The sequence below is a fragment of the Flavobacterium sp. 2 genome (genome assembly GCF_049949195.1).
Lineage (GTDB): Bacteria > Bacteroidota > Bacteroidia > Flavobacteriales > Flavobacteriaceae > Flavobacterium.
Genome location: NZ_CP188206.1, coordinates 4,486,024 through 4,509,843, shown reverse-complemented (window position 1 = coordinate 4,509,843; position 23,820 = coordinate 4,486,024). Strand labels below are relative to the sequence as shown.

At 33.1% G+C, this 23,820-nt stretch carries 15 protein-coding genes; 12 read left to right on the top strand and 3 right to left on the bottom strand.

The window, feature by feature from the left end:
- Window positions 1–2: 2 nt before the first annotated feature.
- The 4 genes from ACNFIH_RS19685 (at window position 3) to ACNFIH_RS19670 (ending at window position 5,121) form a co-directional block, all read left to right on the top strand.
- On the top strand, window positions 3–2,201 hold the full coding sequence (locus ACNFIH_RS19685) for a penicillin acylase family protein (protein ID WP_426484441.1): 2,199 nt from the start codon (window positions 3–5) through the stop codon (window positions 2,199–2,201).
- A gap of 101 nt (window positions 2,202–2,302) precedes the next feature.
- The gene (locus tag ACNFIH_RS19680; protein WP_426484440.1) at window positions 2,303–3,076 is read left to right on the top strand and encodes a dienelactone hydrolase family protein; all 774 of its coding nucleotides are present in this window, start codon (window positions 2,303–2,305) and stop codon (window positions 3,074–3,076) included.
- 44 nt (window positions 3,077–3,120) lie between these two features.
- Window positions 3,121–4,098 carry a DUF3667 domain-containing protein gene (locus tag ACNFIH_RS19675; protein WP_035647089.1) on the top strand — a complete coding sequence of 326 codons (978 nt, stop codon included), beginning with the start codon at window positions 3,121–3,123 and terminating at the stop codon, window positions 4,096–4,098.
- Window positions 4,099–4,104: 6 nt separating this feature from the next.
- Entirely contained in the window at window positions 4,105–5,121 is a 1,017-nt protein-coding gene (locus tag ACNFIH_RS19670; RefSeq protein WP_426484439.1) for a M28 family peptidase, read from the top strand.
- 175 nt (window positions 5,122–5,296) lie between these two features.
- Here the strand turns inward: ACNFIH_RS19670 and rho are convergent, their stop codons facing one another.
- Window positions 5,297–7,129 carry a transcription termination factor Rho gene (gene rho / locus ACNFIH_RS19665; protein WP_426484438.1) on the bottom strand — a complete coding sequence of 611 codons (1,833 nt, stop codon included), beginning with the start codon at window positions 7,127–7,129 and terminating at the stop codon, window positions 5,297–5,299.
- A gap of 181 nt (window positions 7,130–7,310) precedes the next feature.
- Between rho and ACNFIH_RS19660 the strand changes: the two genes are divergently transcribed.
- From ACNFIH_RS19660 to ACNFIH_RS19650, 3 genes are all read left to right on the top strand, one after another.
- A complete protein-coding gene (locus ACNFIH_RS19660; protein ID WP_426484437.1) occupies window positions 7,311–7,727 on the top strand; it encodes a DUF4293 domain-containing protein in 417 nt (138 codons plus the stop codon).
- A gap of 145 nt (window positions 7,728–7,872) precedes the next feature.
- Window positions 7,873–8,535, top strand: a complete 663-nt coding sequence (locus tag ACNFIH_RS19655) for a response regulator (RefSeq protein ID WP_426484436.1) — start codon at window positions 7,873–7,875, stop codon at window positions 8,533–8,535.
- Window positions 8,536–8,567: 32 nt separating this feature from the next.
- Window positions 8,568–9,485 (top strand): sensor histidine kinase, encoded by a 918-nt coding sequence (locus ACNFIH_RS19650; RefSeq protein WP_426484435.1) that lies wholly within the window; start codon window positions 8,568–8,570, stop codon window positions 9,483–9,485.
- A 6-nt stretch (window positions 9,486–9,491) separates the two neighbouring features.
- Here the strand turns inward: ACNFIH_RS19650 and ACNFIH_RS19645 are convergent, their stop codons facing one another.
- Window positions 9,492–9,986, bottom strand: a complete 495-nt coding sequence (locus ACNFIH_RS19645) for a metallophosphoesterase family protein (RefSeq protein ID WP_426484434.1) — start codon at window positions 9,984–9,986, stop codon at window positions 9,492–9,494.
- Between the two features lie 164 nt (window positions 9,987–10,150).
- Window positions 10,151–12,067 carry an SPFH domain-containing protein gene (locus ACNFIH_RS19640; RefSeq protein WP_035647098.1) on the bottom strand — a complete coding sequence of 639 codons (1,917 nt, stop codon included), beginning with the start codon at window positions 12,065–12,067 and terminating at the stop codon, window positions 10,151–10,153.
- 475 nt (window positions 12,068–12,542) lie between these two features.
- Here ACNFIH_RS19640 and truA point away from each other — a divergent pair, with 475 nt between their 5' ends.
- The 5 genes from truA (at window position 12,543) to lpdA (ending at window position 23,783) form a co-directional block, all read left to right on the top strand.
- The gene (gene truA, locus ACNFIH_RS19635) at window positions 12,543–13,283 is read left to right on the top strand and encodes a tRNA pseudouridine(38-40) synthase TruA (protein ID WP_426484433.1); all 741 of its coding nucleotides are present in this window, start codon (window positions 12,543–12,545) and stop codon (window positions 13,281–13,283) included.
- Window positions 13,284–13,430: 147 nt separating this feature from the next.
- A complete protein-coding gene (locus tag ACNFIH_RS19630; RefSeq protein ID WP_142450916.1) occupies window positions 13,431–15,185 on the top strand; it encodes an ABC transporter ATP-binding protein in 1,755 nt (584 codons plus the stop codon).
- A 291-nt stretch (window positions 15,186–15,476) separates the two neighbouring features.
- A complete protein-coding gene (locus ACNFIH_RS19625) occupies window positions 15,477–16,061 on the top strand; it encodes an NUMOD4 domain-containing protein (protein WP_035648095.1) in 585 nt (194 codons plus the stop codon).
- A 157-nt stretch (window positions 16,062–16,218) separates the two neighbouring features.
- On the top strand, window positions 16,219–22,107 hold the full coding sequence (locus tag ACNFIH_RS19620) for a T9SS type A sorting domain-containing protein (protein WP_426484432.1): 5,889 nt from the start codon (window positions 16,219–16,221) through the stop codon (window positions 22,105–22,107).
- 287 nt (window positions 22,108–22,394) lie between these two features.
- Window positions 22,395–23,783 carry a dihydrolipoyl dehydrogenase gene (gene lpdA / locus ACNFIH_RS19615; RefSeq protein ID WP_426484431.1) on the top strand — a complete coding sequence of 463 codons (1,389 nt, stop codon included), beginning with the start codon at window positions 22,395–22,397 and terminating at the stop codon, window positions 23,781–23,783.
- Window positions 23,784–23,820 lie beyond the last annotated feature (37 nt).

The window sequence follows — 23,820 nt, the reverse complement described above, 5'->3', positions numbered from 1 at the left end:
TCATGCATTTCTATTCTAAAATAATAAAATCCTTCTTTTTCATTTGTGTGAGTTTTCAAATTTCGGCACAAAAAACCAACACAAAAGAAGTCGCCCGATTAGAAAATATTGCCAAACAAGTTACTATCATTAGAGACAATTGGGGAATTCCACATGTTTATGGAAAAACAGATGCCGATGCTGTTTTTGGATTATTGTACGCGCAGTGTGAAGACGATTTCAAAAGAATTGAAATGAATTATATTGAAAAACTGGGACGTCTTTCAGAAATAAAAGGGCAATCGGTTTTGTACAATGATTTAGAAATCAAACTCCTGATTGATGTAGACGAAGCAAAAGCTGATTATACAAAAGCGCCTGTATGGCTAAAAAAGCTTTTGAATAGTTATGCCGATGCCATCAATTTTTATTTGTACAAACATCCAGAAGTAAAACCGGCACTTTTAACACATTTTGAACCGTGGTTTCCGCTACTTTGGACTGACGGAAGTATTGGCGCGATTAGTACCGCCGACCTTTCAACAGCCGAGTTGAAAGCTTTTTACTCTGGAAATAATGATAAAGTGGCTTACGTAGAAAGAGAAAAATACGTTCAAACTGGATCAAACGGATTTGCATTTGCGCCATCTAAAACCGCTGACGGAAATGCCATTTTATATATAAATCCACATACAACTTTTTACTTCAGACCCGAGGTTCAAATTACCAGCGAAGAAGGTTTGAATGTTTACGGCGCTGTAACTTGGGGACAGTTCTTTATTTATCAAGGTTTCAACGAAAACTGCGGCTGGATGCATACATCATCAAACGTTGATGTGGCAGATATGTATGCTGAAAAAATCGTTGATAAAAAAGGTAAATTATTTTACGAATTTGACAACAAACTGTTACCTGTAATCGAAAAAGAAATCACGATCAATTATACCGAAAATGGAAAATTAATTCCAAAAAAATTCAAAACCTACTTTACCAACAACGGCCCAATTATGGCTAAACGTGACGGAAAATGGATTAGCTTAAAATCAAATAACAGATCAATGACAAGTTTGATTCAAAGTTGGGTACGAACAAAATCGACCAGTTTTGACGATTACAAAAAAGCTATGGATTTGAAAGCTAATACATCTAACAATACTGTTTATGCTGATAATAAAGGAAATATAGCGTATTGGCATGGTAATTTTATTCCAATTCGGGACAAAAATTTAAATTGGTCAAAAGTAATTGATGGTTCAATTTCTGCAACACAATGGAAAGGTTTGCATGAAGTAAACGAAACCGTTCATTTATATAATCCTGTAAATGGCTGGTTACAAAACTGCAACTCTACTCCTTTTTCTGTTGCTGGGATAAACAGTCCAAAAAAAGCTGATTATATTCCTTATATGGCGCCAGATGGAGAAAATTTTAGAGGAATTAATGCAGTCCGAATTTTCAGCAAAGGCAACAAATATACTTTAGACAAAGTAATTGCTGATGGTTATGATTCGAAATTATCAATTTTCGAAATATTAATTCCAAGTCTAATAAATGTTTTCGAAAAAAACATAAACGTACAATCACCAGAATATGCTGCTTTAAAAGAGCCAATTTCGATACTGAAATACTGGGATTATTATGCGAAAGAAAATTCAGTTGCAACTACTCTGGCTGTTGAATGGGCATATAAATTAGACCCGATTATTTTGAAAGCTTATATTGACGAAGGAGAATTGGATCAAGTTGAAAACACCAAGAAATTTGCAAAAAATGCAACAGTGACACAAATGATACCACAATTGCAGGCCGTTTTGAAAGAATTGGAAACAAAATTTGGAAGATGGCAAGTAGCTTGGGGCGAAATCAACCGTTTTCAGCGTTCAAGCGGTGCAATTGATTTAAAATATGACGATTCAAAACCAAGTATACCAGTTGGTTACGGACCAGGTTCATGGGGAAGTTTGCCTTCTTTTAAAAGCAGTTATCAGAATAATTCTAAAAAACGTTATGGTTACAATGGAAACAGTTTTATCTGTGCGGTTGAATTTGGGCCAAAAATAAAAGCAAAATCATTGTTGGCTGGTGGAAACAGTGGAGACGAAAACTCAAAACATTTCACTGATCAGGCCGAAATGTATCGAAAAGGACAATTTAAAGATGTTCTTTTTTATAAAGAAGACGTCATTAAAAATGCCGAAAAAACGTATCATCCCGGCGAATAATTTTGATCAGAAAAAACATTACAAACAAACCTTGGAAGAACTTTCTTTCGAGGTTTTTTTATAAGAGAATATTTCTGATATTTGTTTAAAATTGTAAAATCATGAAAAATTCAGCCCTTCTTATTTTTGCTACCATACTGTTTTCTAACACTATAAACGCACAATTAAAACCTGTAAAATATGCCGACGGAAATCAGGCATTAAACGGTTTATCTATAAAATCTGCTAAAAAAAGCAGTCAGAATCCTGGAATCTTGCTTTTGCCGGCTTGGCTCGGAATTGACAATGCCTCTAAAAAATATGCCGAAGATTTGTCAAAATTGGGCTACCATGTTTTTATAGCTGATATTTATGGCGAAGGAAATTATCCAAAAAACACTTCAGAAGCAGGAAAACAGGCAGGTTTTTATAAAACTAATTACGAAGCTTACCAAAAAAGAATCAATGCAGCATTACAGGAATTAATTAAATCAGGTGCAAATGCTGATAATATTGTGGTAATTGGATATTGTTTTGGAGGAACAGGCGTTCTTGAAGCAGCACGTGGACATTTGAATGTAAAAGGAGTAGTTTCATTTCATGGCGGTTTAGGCAAAGACGCATCCAGAAAAACAGAACCAATTACAGCTAAAGTTTTGATTTGTCATGGTGCTGATGATCCATTTGTTTCAAAAGATGAAGTTGCCGCTTTTCAGCAAGAAATGCGCGACTCTAAAGCCGACTGGCAAATGATTTATTATGCAGATTCAGTTCATTCTTTCACAAATCCGGAAGCTGGAAGCGACAACTCTAAAGGCGCTGCTTATAATCCTGTAGCTGCAAAACGATCTTTTGATCATTTATTACTTTTCTTAAACGAAGTCCTTAAAAAGTAAAACCCAAAAACTAACCCAAAACACCAAATCAACTAAATAAACCAATGTCACATAATAAAATCAGAGAAGACAAAACCTGCCTGAACTGCAGGCATGTAGTCGAGCAAAAATTTTGTCCAAACTGCGGACAAGAAAACAGCGATACACGAAAAACTTTCCATCATTTATTTGTTCATTTTTTTGAAGATTTAACGCATTATGAAAATGCATTTTGGAAAACAATCAGAAACTTGCTTCTAAAGCCTTCAACATTAACGAAAGAGTATCTTTCTGGAAAAAGGCTGTCTTATCTGGCTCCGGTTCGTCTTTATATTTTCATAAGTTTTATTACTTTTTTATTGATTGCTCTGTTTCCTAATAAGGTAACGGAAGAACTCAATAAAGGGGAAAATCAGCTTTTTTCGCAAACTACAAAGGATGAAAAAGGTAAAAAAGTAGTTAAAACTTTTAACGACAAAAGCCATTTTGAATTAAAGACGATGAAAGAAATCGATTCAATTCAGAAATACGGAAAAGAAGATGATAAACTTTCTGATTTTCAATATTGGATTTATGAGAAAGTTGTTCACGTGACTGAAACTAACACTAAAAAGGAAATCATAGAAAAATTCATCGAATCGTTTATTCACAACATTCCGAAAATTCTCTTTATTATAATGCCGTTCTTCGCCTTTTTCTTATGGATTTTTCATAATAAAAAAAGATGGTATTATTTTGATCACGGAATTTTCACACTGCATTATTTTTCGTTTTTGCTCTTAATCTTTCTGATCTTATTTATTGTCAATAAAGTAGCCGCGTTATTTGGAGGAAATGGTATTGCAGAAGCAATAGCAGGTATTACAAATTTTGTAGGTATCATCTGGATGTGCTACTACTTTTATCCTGCGCATCATCGTTTTTATGGAGAAACTAGATTCGTATCATTTGTTAAAAGTGTAACATTATTTTTCATAAACTTCTTTTTTATCCTATTTTTACTGACATTCTATATGTTATACATATTCATTAATTTACACTAACCCAAAATGAAAAAAATTGTACTTCTTTTATTAATTGCTTCGGCGTTTTCATGTAAAAATGCGCAGTCTGTTGCTTCAAAAGGCAATTCAGCCCCAACGAAATACATGAACTCGATCACGGCAAAAGACTTGAAAAAAATGCTTTATGTTGTTGCTTCTGATGAAATGGAAGGCCGTGAAACTGGTTCAAAAGGACAAAAGAAAGCGGGACTTTACATGATCGAACAATACAAAAAAAATAAAATTTCATTCCCTAAAGGAGCTGCAGATTACTATCAGCATATTCCAGCATCATTTTTAAATGCAAGACGCAATGAAAATTTACCGGATTCTGAAAATATCTGGGCGTATATCGAAGGTTCTGAAAAACCAAATGAAGTTTTGGTAATTTCTGCGCATTACGATCACGTTGGAATTAAAGATGGTGAAGTTTACAACGGAGCCGATGATGATGGTTCTGGAACTGTAGCTGTAATGGAAATTGCTAAAGCATTTGCTAAAGCTAAAAAAGAAGGACACGGACCAAAACGTTCTATTTTGTTTCTTCACGTAACTGGCGAAGAACACGGTTTACACGGTTCTCGTTTTTATTCTGAAAATCCATTATTCCCAATTGCTAATACAATTACAGATATCAACATTGACATGATTGGACGCCGCGATGTTGAACACGCAAATACAAATAATTACGTATATGTAATTGGAGCTGACAGATTATCTAGTGAATTACACAATGCAGTTGTAGCTCAAAATGATAAATACATCAAAATGAACTTGGATTTCAAATTTAATGATCCAAAAGATCCAAATCATTTCTACGAGCGTTCTGATCATTATAACTTTGCAAAACATGGTATTCCGTCAATCTTTTTCTTCAATGGAGTTCACGAAGACTACCACGGAAAAGATGATACACCTGAAAAAATAGAATACGACGCCTTAGCAAAAAGAGCACAACTTGCTTTTGTACTTGCTTGGGATTTAGCAAACAGAGAAAATAGACCTTTAGTTGATAAGAAATAATTTAAGATACTAAGGTTCTAAGTTGCTAAGATTCTAAGTTTTCTTTAAAGATGTAAAGATTCTAAGATAAAACAAAAAGGGATGAGTTTTAAAAACTCATCCCTTTTTTATATTGTGAACTAAAGTCAAAGAAAAAACTTAGTATCTTAGAACCTTAGCATCTTAGCGACTTCCTCTAGTCATTCATCGAAATCAAAAACTCTTCGTTATTTCTTGTTTTCTTGAAGCGGTCGTTTACAAAATCCATTGATTCTACTGGGTTCATATCTGATAGATATTTACGCATAATCCACATTCTTTGTAACGTTTTTTCGTCTAATAATAAGTCGTCACGACGTGTACTTGACGAAGTAAGATCAATTGCAGGGAAAATACGTTTGTTTGCAATTTTACGATCCAACTGAAGTTCCATGTTACCGGTTCCTTTAAATTCTTCAAAGATAACCTCATCCATTTTAGAACCAGTTTCAGTCAACGCCGTTGCGATAATACTTAATGAACCGCCGTTTTCTACATTTCTTGCTGCTCCAAAGAAACGTTTTGGTTTTTGCAATGCATTCGCATCAACACCTCCACTTAATACTTTTCCAGAAGCCGGCTGAACCGTATTGTAAGCTCTCGCTAAACGTGTAATCGAATCTAATAAGATTACAACATCATGTCCGCATTCAACTAAACGTTTTGCTTTTTCAAGAACGATATTGGCAATTTTAACGTGTTCTTGTGGTTCTCTGTCAAAAGTTGAAGCGATAACTTCTCCACGAACACTTCTTTGCATATCGGTAACCTCTTCAGGGCGCTCATCAATCAAAAGAACGATTAAATAAACTTCAGGATGATTTGCTGCAATCGCGTTTGCAATATCCTTTAAAAGCATTGTTTTACCCGTTTTAGGCTGTGCAACGATCATTCCACGCTGTCCTTTTCCTATCGGAGAAAATAAATCGATAATACGAGTTGATATAGAACTGCCTTTTTCGGCTAATTTGAATTTTTCAGAAGGAAAAACAGGTGTCAAGTGCTCAAAAGAAACTCTATCGCGAACTACTTGCGGGTCGTGACCATTGATTTTAAGTACACGAACTAAAGGGAAAAACTTCTCACCTTCTTTTGGAGGACGAACCACTCCTTTTACTGTATCTCCAGTTTTTAAACCAAACAATCTAATTTGTGAAGTTGATAAATAAATATCATCTGGAGAAGCTAAATAATTATAATCTGATGAACGTAAAAATCCGTAACCGTCTGGCATCATTTCAAGAACACCTTCACTTTCGATAATTCCGTCAAATTCAAAATCTGAATCTCTGAAATTATTATTCTTTTTATTTTTATGATTTGGGTTTTGATTTCCGTTATTCCCATTTCCATTACCATTACCGTTTCCATTTTGGTTTGGATTCTGATTCGGATTAGGGTTTTGATTTTTATTTTGATTCGGATTTATCTTTTTTACCTGAGGGGTATTTTCCGTTTTCTCTGCGATTGGAGCAGTATTTTCAGTACTTTCTTCGGCAATCACTTCTTTTACAATATCTTTTGTTGCCTCTTTTTCTTTTTGCAGCGCTACCTTTTTTTCATAAGCCGATTTGTTGAACTTAACAATTTTTGGCTCTTTTTTCGCTTCTACAGGACTTTCCGTACTTTCCTGAACTTTTGGTTCAGCCTGAATTTTTGGTGCCGACTGAATTTTTGGCTTAGTCGTTGGTGCAGCTTCCTTTTTTTCAGGAGCAGCTTCTTCGACTTTATCAAATTCTAAAACTGGAGCATTTTTTGGTGCTGCTGTTTTTTTTACAGGAGCTATTCTTGCTCTTTTTGGTTTTTCGTCTGCTATTTCCTTATCAGCCACAGCAGGTGCCGGCGGCGCAATAGTCGCTTCTTGATGCGCTAAAATCTGAGTAATCAGAGTCTCTTTTTTAACACCATTAAACTTTATAGTTTTAGCCAACTTAGCTATTTCTTGAAGCTCAGAAAGCTTCATTTCTTTTAATGCAGAAATATCAAACATGAATGTTCTATGAATTTAATTATTTTAAAGGAAATACTGTAAAAAGTAGGTAGATAAATGATTTCAATTGACCGCAGTATGAAGTGCTTACGGTATTATGATGCAATAATACGAATAAATTTTAATCATACAATAGTATTTATAAAAAAGAAAATATATTTTTGTAAAACAATTTCAAGTTATGTTACAAAGAATTCAAACCGTATATTTAATTCTTACCTTTGTAATTACAGGGGTTTTATTATTTTTTATACCACTTTGGTCAGTAAATGGCGGTAAACCTTTTTACTTTATGCAGGATCAGGTTTACACTGTATTATTAGGACTAAGTACAATGCTGACTATTATTAGCATTATATCATACAAAAAAAGACAAAATCAGTTTGTGATGAACAGACTGAACATAATATTAAATTTAATTTTATTAGGATTATTTGTATATCGATCACTAAATTTATCTGGAGAAACGGCTACAGCTGTTTCTGAGAAAGGTATTGGGATGTTTCTTCCGATTGTTGCTATCGTATTATTAGTTTTAGCTAATAAGGCCATCAAAAAGGACGAAGATCTTGTAAAATCTGTAGATCGTTTGAGATAAACCTATAAACTTAATTTTTTGTGCGAAGAAAAACCCGAATTTATTCGGGTTTTTTTTGTGCCCTAAATTATTACAAATCAAACTTAAAGAGCACTTCTAAAGATCATTTCCATGGTAAATTTGCCTTTTCATAATCAAATTTATCATGACATCAAAAATAAGGATTCATCTTGCAGATGATCATCAAGTACTTATTGATGGTCTAACCAATTTATTACAAACAGTTGAAAACTTTGAAGTTATTGGCAGCTCCCTAGATGGAACTACAGTATATAATGATGTTATGCAAAATAATGCCGATATCTTAGTTCTGGATATCAGCATGCCTGAAAAAGATGGAATTAAAGTTTTACAGGAATTTTATGCTCAGAAAAATCCATTGAAAGTTATTATTCTTTCCAGTTATGATGATTTAAAAATCATTAAAGAAGTCATGAAATTAGGCGCAAAAGGGTATCTCACAAAAAAATGTGCAGGTGAAAATATTATTGAGGCAATTAAAATGGTTTATAAAGGACAAGAATATTTTTCAGATTTAATAAGAGAAAAAATATTCAACAGTTTTACGCAAAATAACCCACAATTAAACAACAACGTCTATATTGAAAATCCCATTTTAAGTCCGCGCGAAATTGAAATCGTCACTTTAATATCACTCGAATATAGTGGAAAAGAAATAAGTGAGCAGCTCTTTATCAGTCTTAATACTGTTGAAACGCATCGGAAAAATATCATGAAAAAACTGCAGACAAAAAATACAATTGGCTTAGTCAAATATGCTTTAAAACACAATCTGATAAATCCTTAATCTGAAAAGATGATTTAAAAACAGCTTTAATTATGCGCATTTTTAAAATTGCAATCTTATTCTTTGTCATTATTTTTTTTAATGAAAATCCGGCTTTTAGTCAGCAAAAAGAAATTCCAAAAGAAAACGTTCAAAACACATCTATATCAAAAAAGATAAGCATTGCCGAATTAAATAAGCTTGAAAAACTTCGAAATAAAAAAGTAGTCAGTTTAGGGATTGTTCTTGTTATAATCCTCTTTTTTTTATTTTATTTCTTTTATCAAAACAATAAATTAAAACAAAAAATAAAGCGAAAAGATCTCAAGCAAAAAATCCTTCTCAATGTCATTAATTCAGGAATTGATGCACAAGAAATAGAACGCAAAAAAATAGCTTCTTTTTTGCACGACAATATCAATTCGTTACTATCGTCTGTTGGGCTTCATCTCAATACTTTTACCGCACAAAACAATATAGAATCAGAAGAAATCAGAAAAGCAAAAGCCATTTTAGCCGAAGCACATGATCTTCTTCGCGATGTATCACATGACCTTGTTCCTAGTCTTTTGGTCCGTTTTGGGTTAGTTTATGCATTGGAAGATTTATGCGAAAAAACCTCAAATCGTACTCTAAATTTTGATTTTACCAGTTCAATTTCATCCAATAAACGATATCCCGAAAAATTTGAAATGAAAATCTATTTTATTATATCTGAATTATTTAACAACATTATAAAACACAGTAAAGCAACAAATGCCCAATTAATTCTAAACGAAACAGAAAACAATTTTATTATTAAAGTACAAGATAACGGGTTAGGATTTAATGCCAGAAAAACGAATGAATATGAAGGTTTTGGCTTAAATAGAATAAGAGCCCGAATCAAAAAATTCAAAGGAAGTTTTGATATTGTTTCAAAAGTGAATCAGGGTACTTCTATAAAAATAAAAATCCCGATTCCGCATTAAAAATCATTACTTTTTCCCGATTTCGATAATTTCCAAATCTTTGATTTTATCATCATCAATTACAAATCGAAGCATAGTTCGCATTTGATGGAAACCACTTTTTCCTGCCGCGCCTGGGTTCATATGTAATAAGTTATTCTTTTTATCAAACATCACTTTCAAAATATGCGAATGTCCACAAATAAATAATTTAGGAGGATTTGCTGCCATTTCTTCTCTAATATTCGGATTGTATTTTCCCGGATAACCTCCAATATGTGTGATCCAAACGGAAACATTTTCACACATAAAACGATTATTTAACGGAAATTCCAATCGTGCTTTAGCATCGTCGATATTTCCGTAAACTGCTCTCAAAGGTTTTAATTTTTTAATTGTATCGGTAACATTCAAATCCCCAATATCTCCGGCATGCCAAACTTCGTCAGCTTGTGCTACATATTTTAAAATAGTATCGTCAATGTGGCTGTGAGTATCTGAAAGAAGAAGGATTTTTGTCATTTTTTAAGAGGCTAAGATTCTAAGTTGCTAAGATACTAAGGTTTTTTTAAAGGTGCTATCCCGATAGCTATCGGGACTAAGATGCTAAGGTCCTAAGGCTTTTTTAATTAAAAAATCCGATTTGCTTTCGCAAATCGGATTTATGATATCAAATTGATAAACAATTATTGTTTTTTAGGATTTTTTCCTTCTTTTAAATCTTTAGTATCCATCATTTCCATTAATTTCAATCCTAATAATCCACTAATTGAACCATCAGAACCACCATTTCCGGAAATCAATACATCTGGAATTACTTTGATATTTCCTTTACCAATTTCTTCTGTTACTTTATAACGGGTAAAGTTATCACCTCCCATTGCACTCACCTGAAGTTGATAAGCTTCAGCAGTTGATTTACCAATCGCCATAATTTTCTCCGCTTCAGCCAAACCTGTTTTTGAGATTTTTTCAGCTTCGGCACTAGCATTTAATCTTGTTGCTTCTGCCTGTGCTCCTGCTCTTGCTTTAGTCGCTTCGGCTTCAGCGCTTGCACGCATTTTTGTGGCTTCAGCTTCGGCATTTACGTTCAGTTTCAAACTTGTAGCGTCTCCTTCTGCTTTTTTTACCGTTGCATCTGCAGTTCTTTGTGCGATTTCAACACTTTGCGAAGCGCGAACAATTTCTTTTTGCATATCAGCAATAGCAGTTTCTTTTTCCATTCCCTGACGCTGTTCCTGAGCCATTCTTTGCGTTTGATATGTTTTTTGCTCTTCTTCTGCTAATTTTCTATCAGTCAAAGTTTTCATCAACGAATCTGGTGGAACGATATCTCCAATTAAAGTATCAACAGCATTTACGTTATATTCGTCAAGCACCAATTTAATGTGATTTTTAGCCGATTCCTGACGCTCTTTTCTTGTTGTCAAGAACGAAATTACATCGCTATCCTGAGCCGAGTTTCTGAAATAGTTACCAATCGTTGGTTCTAAAACCTGAGAAACCAGGTTATTCATGCTTCCAAAACGCGCAATTACTTTTGGCGCTTCAGCAGCCGGAACGTGAATGATTTGCGCAACGTCAAGATTAAAAGGGAAACCGTCTTTTGAACGAACTGTAATCGTAGACAGGTTTTTATCTAAATCATGCGATTCACTTCTGGCATTTGCCCAGTTTAAAACCAGATTGGTTGTTGGAACCGCTTCCAGCTTAGTTGTATATTTATTCAATGCATATTTTCCAGGTCCAAGTGGTTCCATCCAAACACCGCGCTGTCCTTTAGAAACAATATTTCCGTGTTTGAAAGTATCTCCGGTAACATCCTGACCATCTTCTCCAATATAAGAAATCACAACTCCTACGTAACCAATTGGCACATCTGTCATTGGGTTTTGTTCAATTTGAATTCCCCATGTATTGATATAATAAGAACCTGCCAACATTACCTGAGGCTGTAAACCACGATTTCCGCCACTTTCCAAAAACTTGTCAAAATCTTGAAAGTTATTATGCGCTTCAACAAACTTACCAGCGATCTGACCTTGCGGAATTGGTTCACCATCAAGAGCCGTCACGATACCAATCATATTTTCATAAATCTTAATCTGCTCGGCAACTACAATTTCAAATAAAAACGTATTAATACGATAAGATCCTGTAGTAATAAAAGCAGTCTGACGACCTTTTTGACCTCCATTATTCAAGAATGCAGTAGCGTCCTGAAAATTGTCACTGTCTACTCTTCTGGCTAAGATTCGTCCGGTTGGGATTTCCTTTCCGTCTTTACTTAAAACCAATCCAATTTTTCCTTCCGGAATAATCGTAAATCCAGTCATATCGATTGAATACTGCCAGATCCACATCCCCCAATATAAACCTGGAGCAAGTGTTTGCGCCTGATAACCCGCTTCGCCTTTGGTCGCAATAATACGGCCATCTGGCAAAGATTTGTCGGCTCCAAACAAAACGAATTTCTTGGTCACTAAACCAATTTTATCCTCAGGAACGATCACCATTCCGAAGAAAACACGTAAAATAAATTTGTAAAAAAGAAAGGCAAATAAAATTAAAAGTATCCACCAATAAGAAGTAATTTCATTCATAGTTTTTGATATTTAGTTGTACAAACATAGGAGAAATATGATATGTTAAAATGAAATTTTTTAAAAATTAACATTTGGAAATTTCTTCCTAAAAATGTTAAAATTTAACTTTAATTATATCGTTGGAATTGTCAATTCTTGACACGATTTTTAGCTGAACAAACTATGATTCGCATTTTGGCTTTTGAGCGATTTTAACAAAGGTTCTGACATTCTGAGATATTATTAGAGCAAATTTTCATTTCTGAATTTTATTAGAATCATCTTAATCGATTTTACATTTATATCGAAATGTCATACACTATATATAAGTAAAAATTTTCCAATCCGAAGTTAGACGCACTGCTGTGCGTCTCTACAATCCATACGTATAAAAAAACTTAGCATCTTAGCAACTTAGTCCCGATAGCTATCGGGATAGCAACTTTAAAAAAACCTTTGTACCTTTGCCACTCTGAACCTTTGAACCTCTACTGTGAGATATTTTATTCAATTTGCTTATAACGGAACACATTATCATGGCTGGCAATTTCAGCCCAATGCATCTTCTGTTCAGGAAACTTTAAACAAAGCACTTTCAGTTTTACTAAATTCACCTATAAATGTTATGGGCGCCGGGCGTACAGACACTGGAGTTCATGCCGAAGAAATGTATGGGCATTTTGATTTTGAGACTCAATTAGACGTTCCGAATTTAGTGCATAAACTGAATTCGTATTTACCGAAAGATATTGCCATTTATGACATTATTTTGGTTCATGATGAAGCGCATTGCCGATTTGATGCCACAAAACGAACATACGAATATCATATCAACACTGTTAAAAATCCGTTTTCACAGGAACTCAGCTGGTATTTTAATCAAAAATTAGATGTAGCTTTGATGAATGAAGCCGCAAAAATTTTATTGAATCATACCGACTTTCAATGTTTTTCTAAAGTAAATACAGATGTAAATACATTTGATTGCACGGTTTTTGAGGCATATTGGAAACAAGAAAACAACAAATTGATTTTTACGATCTCGGCAAACCGATTTTTACGAAATATGGTTCGTTCTATTGTGGGAACTTTAGTTAATATAGGGCTGCATAAAATCTCTTTGTATGATTTTGAAAATATTATTGCAAGTAAAAGCAGAGAAAAAGCAGGATTTTCGGTTCCTGCACATGGTTTATATTTAACCGAAATAAAATACGATTACATCATAAAATAGCCCTGATTGCAGTGAAAAGCTTTTTTGAAAAAAATATTGTTTTTGTAATTTTTATGGAGCGACCAACGGAAGCTTTATAAAAATAATACAAAAACATATTTTTGAGAAAAACTTGTAACGAAAAGCAGGAATAGCTCCTTAAAATACATGAAAGCAAAAGCATTCGATACCGGATTATTTAAACGAATTTTAAAATATACAAAACCTTATAAATGGCGCTATTATGGCGTTATTGTTTTTGCAATTTCACTATCGATTTTTGCTGCGCTTCGTCCTTATTTACTAAAACAAACGGTTGACGGTTATATCAAGACGCATGATAAATATGGTTTACTCCTATATATTGTCTTAATGGGCGGCGTACTTTTAATGGAGGTTTTTTCACAATTCTACTTTGTTTATTGGGCAAATTGGCTCGGGCAAGACATTGTAAAAGACATTCGCACCAAACTTTTCAAACATATTTTAAGTTTTAGAATGAAGTATTTTGATTTGGTTCCGGTTGGACAATTGGTAACCAGATCAGTTTCGGATATTGAATCAATTGCCCGTATTTTCAGCCAAGGACTTTTTATGATTATCAGTGATTTGATGAAAATGCTAGTGGTTTTGCTTTTTATGTTTTATATGAACTGGAAACTAACTTGGATTGTTGTTGTAGCCATGCCAATTCTGGTTTACATTACCCGAATTTTTCAACGCAAAATGCAGGTTGCTTTTGAAGAAGTGAGAACTCAAATTGCTAATATGAATTCATTCGTTCAGGAACGTGTTACAGGAATGAAAATCGTACAGCTTTTTAACAGAGAAAAAATTGAAGCTGAAAATTTTAAAGTTATAAATGACAAACATAGAGTTGCATGGATAAAGACCATTTTGTATAACTCGATTTTCTTCCCGATTGCTGATATTATTTCGTCAATTACTTTAGGATTAGTGGTTGTTTTTGGTGGATTCAAAATTTTAAACGGAGATCATTTTACGACTTTTGGGGATTTATTCTCTTATACGATGTTTATCGGAATGCTTTTTAATCCGTTGCGACAGATTGCAGATAAATTCAACGAAATGCAATTAGGAATGATTGCAGCGAATCGAGTTTTTGATATTATTGATACACAAGATCATATTCAGGACACTGGAACTATTGAAGCTCCTGTATTTGAAGGAAGTATTGAATTTAAAGATGTTCGTTTTAGTTATATTCCGGAAGAAGAAGTAATAAAAGGAATTGATTTGTCTGTCAATTCTGGACAAACTATTGCAATTGTAGGTTCTACAGGTGCCGGAAAATCTACTATTATTAATTTGCTGAATCGCTTTTATGAAATCAACAGCGGAAGCATTTATATTGACGGACATAATATCGAAAATTATACATTAGCTTCTTTAAGAAAACAAATTGCTGTGGTTTTACAGGATGTATTTTTGTTTGCTGATACGATTTACAATAATATAACTTTACATAATCCAGAGATTACTCGTGAGAAAGTACTGGAAGCTGCTAAAAAAATTGGCGTGCATGATTTCATTATGAGCCTTCCTGATAATTATGATTTTGATGTAAAAGAACGTGGTGTGATGCTTTCGTCTGGACAAAGACAATTGATCGCGTTTTTACGTTCGTATGTAAGTAATCCGAGTATTTTGATTTTGGATGAAGCAACCTCATCAATTGATACTTATTCTGAAGAATTAATTCAACGTGCTACTGAAACTATTACTAAAGGCAGAACTTCGATAATTATTGCCCACCGATTGGCAACGATCGTAAATGCAGATAAGATTGTCGTAATGGATAAAGGACTTATTGTGGAGCAAGGAACGCATCAAGAACTACTCAATAAAACGGATGGCTATTACAAAAACTTATATGATTCGCAGTTTTCTGTAGCTAATTAAACTTAGAATAACACAAATAATTTAAGCATTTATAAAAGATTTGACTAATACCTTAACTTATTCCATTAAAACAAAACAAAGAATCAACCTCTTTCTTATCAAAAATTAAAAATAAAAGAGAATTCATAATTTTATGTACTAAAATTAGGTTTAAAATGCTAAAAAACCATTTCTAAACGTTAAATCAGCGTTATAGAAATCATAAAACTGCTCTTGACTGCTAGTGCTTTAACATTTCATTTTTGGTTTATTATTTATCTTTGAGATTATAGAAATCAAATGTAAATGAAAATGCCACAAAATAGATTTTACCCAGAAGAACAATTCAAAGAAATAGAAATAAATGCTTCATTACAACTTAGATATGCCATTTCAAACAGAGGCCGATTAATAAGTTTTACTGACGAAATTGAAAACGGCCGAATCCTTAAAGGCGGATTGAGCGATGGTTATCCAACCTTTAGATTCAAGGTTAAAAAAGACGACAAAATTGTCAACAAATATCTTTTTCTTTACAAATTAGTTGCCCAATATTTTATTCCGAAACAATCTGAAGACCAAACATACGTACTTCATCTAGATTATAACCGAAGCAATGATGACGCAAGTAATCTACGTTGGGCTACAAAACAGGAAATGATGGCACACAGCCGTAAAAGTCCGCGTGTTATTCAGGCAAAAAAGAATCTCATCGAGCACAACTTAAAAGCTGATGGTAGAAAATTGACTACTACAAAAGTGATGTTGATCAAGAAAATTTTGGCTAGACCAGAACAAAAAACACGTTTAAAAATGATTGCTAAACAATTTGGTGTAAGCGAAATGCAGATTAGACGCATTGCTAGCGGTGAAAACTGGGGGCATGTTAAAATTTAAATTTTAACATCTTAGAATTCAAAAAGAAAGAGGCAATTGAGCTTCTTTTTTTTGTTTAAAAACAGGCTGTTTTGACAAATAAAAAAGGAAGAATAATAGGATTAATTACAATTATTAATTGTAAACTTGCAGTATCCAAAACCAAAAAACTTCCTACATGAAGAGAAAACTACTTGTCCTGTTATCTGTATTGTTTATCAGTTCTTTTACCTACGCACAGTATACTACAATTCCCGATGTAAATTTTGAAAATAGGTTAATACAGCTTAAGATTGATTCTGGTTTGCCAGACGGAAAAGTATTAACCGCCAATATCAAAACAGTTCAGACCCTGGACGTTGGTTTTAGCAAAATTTCAAACCTCAATGGTATTGAAGATTTTACGGAACTGCAGGTTTTACGTTGTTCGTCAAACTATCTGACAACATTGGATGTAACTAAAAATACCAAGTTAACTGTTGTAGATTGTAGTTTCAATAAGCTGACATATTTAAACATTTCAAACCTTCTTTTATTAAACGGACTTACTTGTTCTGATAATGAATTAACTAGCCTAGATATCTCTTCAAATCCAATCTTAAATGGTATTCGATGCGGAAACAACAATCTGATTAGCCTAAACTTGAAAAATGGCTACAATTCTAAATTTAATGATTATTTCATAGACTTTAAAAACAATCCCCATTTAGATTGTATTCAGGTTGATAATATTACCTATTCAAATTCAAAATGGAGCACTTATAAAGATGCTGCAGCCGTTTTCTCCAATTCGTGCGGGCCAAAATACACCACTATTACAGATTCCAATTTTGAAAACAAATTAATCAATCTAGGAATAGATAAAGATGGTCTTAACGGTAAAGTTTTGACTTCAGACATTGTTTCTGTAACTACTCTTGACATCTCAAATACTGCAATTAAAGACCTTACAGGACTTGAAGATTTTTTAGGTTTGACCACTTTAAATGTTTCAGGCAATTCTCTTTCAAAACTGGATTTGACCTGGCAGAAAAAATTAAAAATACTGGATTGCAGCAACTGTCAGTTAACCGCTTTAGATCTTTCTAAAAACATCAATTTAGAAACGCTGAATTTTTCAAACAATAAAATCACCACAACCAATTTATGGAATAATGGATTACTGATTACTGTAAAAGCGAACGGCAATTTATTTACAACACTGGATATTGACGGATTGAAAGTATTGCAGACAATTGATGTCAGCGACAATCAATTGACTTCTTTAAACCTTAGCCAAAATGTGTTATTGACACAATTGAAGTGCAGCAATAACAAGATCACGGCTCTAAATACCTCTAAAAATATAAATCTGAATTCGATCTATTTCGGTTCTAATAAATTAACCACTTTTGATATTTCTCTAAATCCGCTTTTAACCGAAATATCTTGCGAGAATAATTTACTTGCTTCTTTAAATCTTAAAAACGGAAATAATACTAATTTCAAAACATACGATTTTAGAAATAATCCAGCGTTAGCTTGTATAGAAGTTGATAATGCTGCCTATTCTACCTCAAATTGGTCATCCAAAAAAGATGCCGCAACGACATACAATGTATATTGCGGACCGTTTACCACTATTCCCGATTCTGCTTTTGAAGACAAATTAATTGTCTTGGGAATTGATAAAGACGGAAAAAACGGAAAAATAGTAACAGCTTTTATTTCGAATCTTACCTCTCTGGATCTTTCTAACAGTTCGATTACTGATCTTACCGGAATTAAGGATTTTACTGCTTTGACCACTCTTACTGTTTCGGGCAATCAATTAGTGAATCTTGATCTTTCAAATAATAAAAACCTTAAAGTTTTAAATTGTTCCAACAATCAGCTGGCTTCTTTAGATGTATCTAAAAACACTTTGCTTACGGACTTTTATTGTAACAATAATCTTTTAAAAACTTTAAATATAAAGAATGGCAAAAACACAAAACTTGTAAATTTTGATTTCAGAAATAATCCAAATTTAACTTGTATTGAAGTCGATGTTGTTTCGTACGCTACAACAAATTGGTCTGCAAAAAAAGATCCGGCAACAACTTTTGAAATTTTTTGCGGAGATTATACTCTGATTCCGGATTATGCTTTTGAAACTTCTCTGATAAACAAAGGAATCGATATTGACGGCAGAAACGGAAAAGTGCTTACCTCAAGTATATCCGGATTAACAAAGCTTGATGTATCTAATACTTCAATTTCAAATCTAAAAGGAATTCAAGACTTCAAAAGTTTGATTAATTTAAGTTGTTATAACAGCAAAATTACAGCTTTAGATTTATCTCAAAATACTCAATTAGAGACTTTAAATTGTTCTGGAAATTTGCTGACAACTTTAAATGTTACGAATAATAAAAAATTGCTGTCATTAAATTTTAATACAAATTCTTTAGCCAATATTGATTTGTCTCAAAATATTTTGCTGCAAAGTTTAGATTGTTCCTCAAATTTAATTGCGGTTTTAGATATCTCACAAAATACGGCATTAACAAGCTTAAAATGTAATACCAACAAACTAACTGCCTTAGATATATCAAAAAACACTTCAATAAGTGTTCTAAATTGCTATGGAAATAAAATTACCAATCTGGATCTGACATTGCAAAAGGGCTTAACAAACATAAACTGCAGTAGTAATGCACTTACCTCTTTAGACGTATCAAAAAACCTTTCAATTACAGATTTTGACTGCAGTGGAAATAAAATAACAAACCTGGACTTATCGAAAAACACTAGTCTTAAAAATATAAATTGCGAGGTCAATTCACTACGTAGTTTAAACCTAAAAAACGGGAATAATGCGCTATTTAATCAGGTAAGAGTATCAGTTAACTACGAAATGTATTGCATACAAGTAGATAATGAAGACGATTTTAATACCCGATTTAAAAATTATAAAGATCAACAAGCTGTTTATTCTGAAAATTGTGATCAAGTTACCTTGATTCCGGATCCTGCATTTGAAGATGTTTTAATTGCCAATTATATTGACATAGATGGAAAAAATGGAAAAGTGCAGACTTTTAGAATCAAACAAAGGCCATCGCTTTATGTGAGCGCTTATAAAGTTAAAGACCTGACAGGAATTCAAGACTTCAAAGGACTACAGTCGTTGGACTGTTCTTATAACGAATTGACCGCTTTAAATCTTTCGCAAAATTTATTACTAACAAGTCTTAAATGTAATTCTAATGCTATAGCCAATTTAGATTTGTCAAAAAACACACTTTTAACAGAAGTAGATTGTCAAAAAAATAAAATTACTGCGATAGACATTTCAAATTCTAAAGCACTAACACGAATAAACTGTTCAGATAACCAATTAACCAATTTGAATGTGGCAAATGGCAATAATAAAAATATGGCCAAATTGTATAATGAAAGTGATTTCCGTAAAAACCCAAATCTGACTTGTATTTATGTAGATAATGTAGATTACTCTAATTCTAATTGGTTTGGACTTAAAGATCCTACAGCTAGTTACAGCAGATCTTGTGGTTTGTATGCTGATATTCCGGACGCAAATCTTGAAGCAAAATTAATTTTATTAGGCATTGACAAAGACGGCTTAAATGGCAAAATCCTAAAATCTGATGCAGAAGCGGTTACCAGTCTGGATATCTCTGGAAGTGCCATCACTAATGTAAGCACATTAGAATATTTTACCGCTTTAAAAACATTAAATCTGAGCAGTAACGATATCACAAATCTTAATCTGAATAAAAATGTATTGCTGACTTCTTTAGATTGTTCAAACACAAAAATTACGAGTTTGGATATTTCTAAAAACAAAGCATTAACTTCTCTAAATACTGGTAATACCAAGTTAACTTATGTCTCTTTAAAAAACGGAAATAACAACAAAATTCAATCTTTAAATTTAAAAAACAACACAGGACTTACTTGTATTGAAGTTGATGATTTGAATTATGCCAATAGCAATTGGTCAGCTTATAAAGATCCGTCTGCAAATTTTTCAGTTTCTTGTGGAATTTACACTGCCATTCCTGATGATAATTTTGAATACAAGCTTATTGCTTTAAAAATTGACACAGATGGTAAAAACAACAGAGTTTTAACTTCGAACATTTCAAATCTTACTTTGTTAGATGTTAAAAGTTCACAAATCTCAGACCTGACAGGTATTCAGGATTTCAAAGCTTTAAAAACGCTATATTTCGACGAAAACGTGGTAACAAATATTGATCTTTCTAAAAATACGGAGCTGACGATTTTATCATGTAGCAAAAACAACTTAACGAGTTTAAATCTAAGCTCACAAAAAAAGCTAAGTAATTTAGATTGCAGCAACAACAAACTGACAGCATTAAATTTGGAATCTAATACTGTTTTGGATCGTTTAAGTTGCAGTTATAATGAATTAACGCAATTGGATGTTACTAAAAATGCTATTCTTGGCGGAATAGCGTGTGATGGAAATCATCTAACTTCAATAGATCTGACAAAAAACCCATTATTTGTAGGTATATCAGCCTCAGGCAATGAGCTGAAAAGCTTAGATTTATCACAATGTCCAAAAGTGAATCAAATAAGAGTCTCAAATAATAAAATTACATCTGATGCCTTAATTATTCCTAAAACAGCACCACTTAAAGTAGTTGATTTAAACTACAATCTATTAACCAATCTGGATATTTCGAATTATAGTTTATTAGAAGACCTTGAATGTTATGGTAATAAATTAATTACTTTAAAAGCATCCAATAATGCATCATTAACGGAGTTAAATTGTAATGATAATGAGCTAGTAAGCCTTGACATAACTAAAAACAAAAGCTTAAAAACATTACATTGTGCCAACAATAAACTAACAACTATTGATTTTTATCAGGACGCTGCACTTTATTGGGTTTATTGCCAGAACAACAATTTAACCAATCTTGATTTTAGCCCGCTATTAGGTATGAATGCACTTTATGCTTATAACAACAAGCTGCAAAGTCTTAGCTTAGCGTATCAATTTGATGATGGTGCAACAACTGGTGATATAACAAATAATCCGTCATTAACTTGTATTAAAGTTAACAACATGACTTATGCTCCAAATTGGCCTCTAAAAAAAGATACAACTGCCCAATATTCTACCGATTGTATTTCAATTACAACAATCGCTGATCCTAAATTTGAAGAGTATCTAATTAACGCCGGAATTGACAAGGATGGAAAAAACGGTCAAGTTCTGAATGTAAATTTAGCGAACATCACTACTTTAGATATTTCAAATCTTGGAATTACAGATTTGAAAGGAATAGAAGGATTTAAAGCACTTCAAAAATTATCTTGCAACGGGAATTCAATTTCTAACATCAACTTATCTTCAAATCTGATGTTGAGTTATTTAAATTGTTCAAATAATCCGCTTACGACGCTTAACGTTTCTAATAATAGTTTATTGAAAGAATTATATTGCGACGGAAGTGTAACTGTTACCAAGAAATCAAATGAAGGCCCAAGCAAACTAACATCTCTGGACGTATCGAGCAATACTTTATTGACAAAACTTAGTTGTGCCAACAATCAACTGAAAAGTCTTGATTTATCAAAAAACATTAATCTTACTGAGGTAAATTGTTCTAGTAATAATTTGACAAACCTTAATTTAAATAATAGAAATAACAGCAAATTAATAAATCTTAACTTCAAATCTAATGCGTCACTAACTTGTATCAAAGTAGACAATGAAAGTTATTCGACTTTAAACTGGTCTGCAGCAAAAGATATCTCGGCTAAATATTCAGCTACTTGTGGTACATTAACTGTCGAAGAATCTATTTTTAGCAGCATCACTATTTATCCAAATCCGTCAAGCGGAACCGTAAACATTGATAATATAGATCTTGAAAAAATTACAGTATACGACACCTTAGGTAAATTGGTAAAAACCGCTACATTTAAAACAGGAATTACCAATCATTCAATTGATTTAAATGAATTGCCACGCGGTGTTTATTACATCTTCTTAGAAACCAATGGCACTCATATTGTCAAAAAAATTGTCTTGCAATAATTTACTGACAAGAACAATACATTAAAAAAAATGCGTTTTTATTACTTTAAAAACGCATTTTTTTATGTCCAATTTCGAAATTAAAAAATTCTCAGAGACATTTTTCTTAAAATTATAGTAATTAAACATTTAACGATCAATTGCTTTTTAAACTTTGTCTGCACTAAATTTTCCATTCATTAAATAAATCCTTAAATTCGCCATCACAAATAACAAAAGAATAATCTGAAAATGAGTTTCGGAACTATAAACCTCATTTTCGGTAGTAAATACTAAAAACCAAAAAAATGAAATACGACGTTATTGTTTTAGGAAGTGGTCCTGGCGGATATGTAACAGCTATTAGAGCTTCACAATTAGGCTTTAAAACAGCTGTAGTTGAAAAAGAAAACCTTGGTGGTGTATGTTTAAACTGGGGATGTATCCCAACAAAAGCATTATTAAAATCAGCACAGGTTTTTGATTATTTAAAACACGCTTCTGACTACGGATTAAAAGTTTCTGAATTTGATAAAGATTTCCCTGCTGTTGTACAACGCAGCCGTGGTGTTGCTGAAGGAATGAGTAAAGGTGTTCAGTTCCTGATGAAAAAAAACAAAATTGACGTTATTGAAGGTTTTGGAAAACTAAAACCAGGAAAAAAACTTGACGTTACTGATAAAGATAATAAAGTTACTGAATATAGTGCTGATCACATTATCATCGCAACTGGTGCTCGTTCTCGTGAGTTACCAAACTTACCTCAAGATGGTGTAAAAGTAATTGGATACCGTCAGGCAATGACTTTGCCTACACAACCAAAATCTATGATTATTGTTGGTTCTGGAGCAATTGGAGTTGAGTTCGCTCACTTCTACAACTCAATGGGAACTGATGTAACTATCGTAGAATTTATGCCAAACGTAGTTCCTGTAGAGGACGAAGATATCTCAAAACAATTTGAGCGTTCTTTGAAAAAAGCTGGAATTAAAGTAATGACTAACTCTTCTGTTGAAAAAATTGACACAACAGGTGCAGGAGTTAAAGCATTCGTTAAAACAGCAAAAGGAGAAGAAGTTCTTGAAGCTGATATCGTGCTTTCTGCAGTTGGAATCAAAACTAACATCGAAAACATTGGTTTAGAAGAAGTTGGTATTGCTGTTGACAGAGATAAAATCTTAGTTAACGCTTACAACGCAACTAACATTCCTGGATATTATGCAATTGGAGACGTTACTCCAGGTCAGGCTTTAGCTCACGTAGCTTCTGCTGAAGGAATTAACTGTGTTGAAAAAATCGCTGGTTTACACGTAGATCCAATCGATTACGGAAACGTTCCTGGTTGTACTTATGCAACTCCGGAAATCGCTTCTGTAGGTTTAACTGAAAAACAAGCTAAAGAAAAAGGATACGAATTAAAAATTGGTAAATTCCCATTCTCAGCTTCAGGAAAAGCTAAAGCTGCCGGAACTCCAGACGGATTCGTAAAAGTAATTTTCGACGCTAAATACGGAGAATGGTTAGGATGCCATATGATTGGTGCTGGTGTTACAGATATGATTGCTGAGGCAGTTGTAGCTCGTAAACTAGAAACTACAGGTCATGAAATCCTTAAATCTATCCACCCTCACCCAACAATGAGCGAGGCTGTTATGGAAGCTGTGGCTGATGCTTACGGCGAAGTAATTCACTTGTAAAAATAAACCGTTTTACGGTTACATATAATTTTCAATT

Coding starts and splice junctions, on each gene's coding strand:
- ACNFIH_RS19670 (WP_426484439.1), top strand. CDS start 4,105: ATGAAAAAAATTGTACTTCTTTTATTAATTGCTTCGGCGTTTTCATGT.
- ACNFIH_RS19650 (WP_426484435.1), top strand. CDS start 8,568: ATGCGCATTTTTAAAATTGCAATCTTATTCTTTGTCATTATTTTTTTT.
- lpdA (WP_426484431.1), top strand. CDS start 22,395: ATGAAATACGACGTTATTGTTTTAGGAAGTGGTCCTGGCGGATATGTA.
- ACNFIH_RS19640 (WP_035647098.1), bottom strand. CDS start 12,067: ATGAATGAAATTACTTCTTATTGGTGGATACTTTTAATTTTATTTGCC.
- ACNFIH_RS19675 (WP_035647089.1), top strand. CDS start 3,121: ATGTCACATAATAAAATCAGAGAAGACAAAACCTGCCTGAACTGCAGG.
- ACNFIH_RS19660 (WP_426484437.1), top strand. CDS start 7,311: ATGTTACAAAGAATTCAAACCGTATATTTAATTCTTACCTTTGTAATT.
- ACNFIH_RS19620 (WP_426484432.1), top strand. CDS start 16,219: ATGAAGAGAAAACTACTTGTCCTGTTATCTGTATTGTTTATCAGTTCT.
- ACNFIH_RS19645 (WP_426484434.1), bottom strand. CDS start 9,986: ATGACAAAAATCCTTCTTCTTTCAGATACTCACAGCCACATTGACGAT.
- ACNFIH_RS19685 (WP_426484441.1), top strand. CDS start 3: ATGCATTTCTATTCTAAAATAATAAAATCCTTCTTTTTCATTTGTGTG.
- rho (WP_426484438.1), bottom strand. CDS start 7,129: ATGTTTGATATTTCTGCATTAAAAGAAATGAAGCTTTCTGAGCTTCAA.
- ACNFIH_RS19630 (WP_142450916.1), top strand. CDS start 13,431: ATGAAAGCAAAAGCATTCGATACCGGATTATTTAAACGAATTTTAAAA.
- ACNFIH_RS19680 (WP_426484440.1), top strand. CDS start 2,303: ATGAAAAATTCAGCCCTTCTTATTTTTGCTACCATACTGTTTTCTAAC.
- ACNFIH_RS19625 (WP_035648095.1), top strand. CDS start 15,477: ATGCCACAAAATAGATTTTACCCAGAAGAACAATTCAAAGAAATAGAA.
- ACNFIH_RS19655 (WP_426484436.1), top strand. CDS start 7,873: ATGACATCAAAAATAAGGATTCATCTTGCAGATGATCATCAAGTACTT.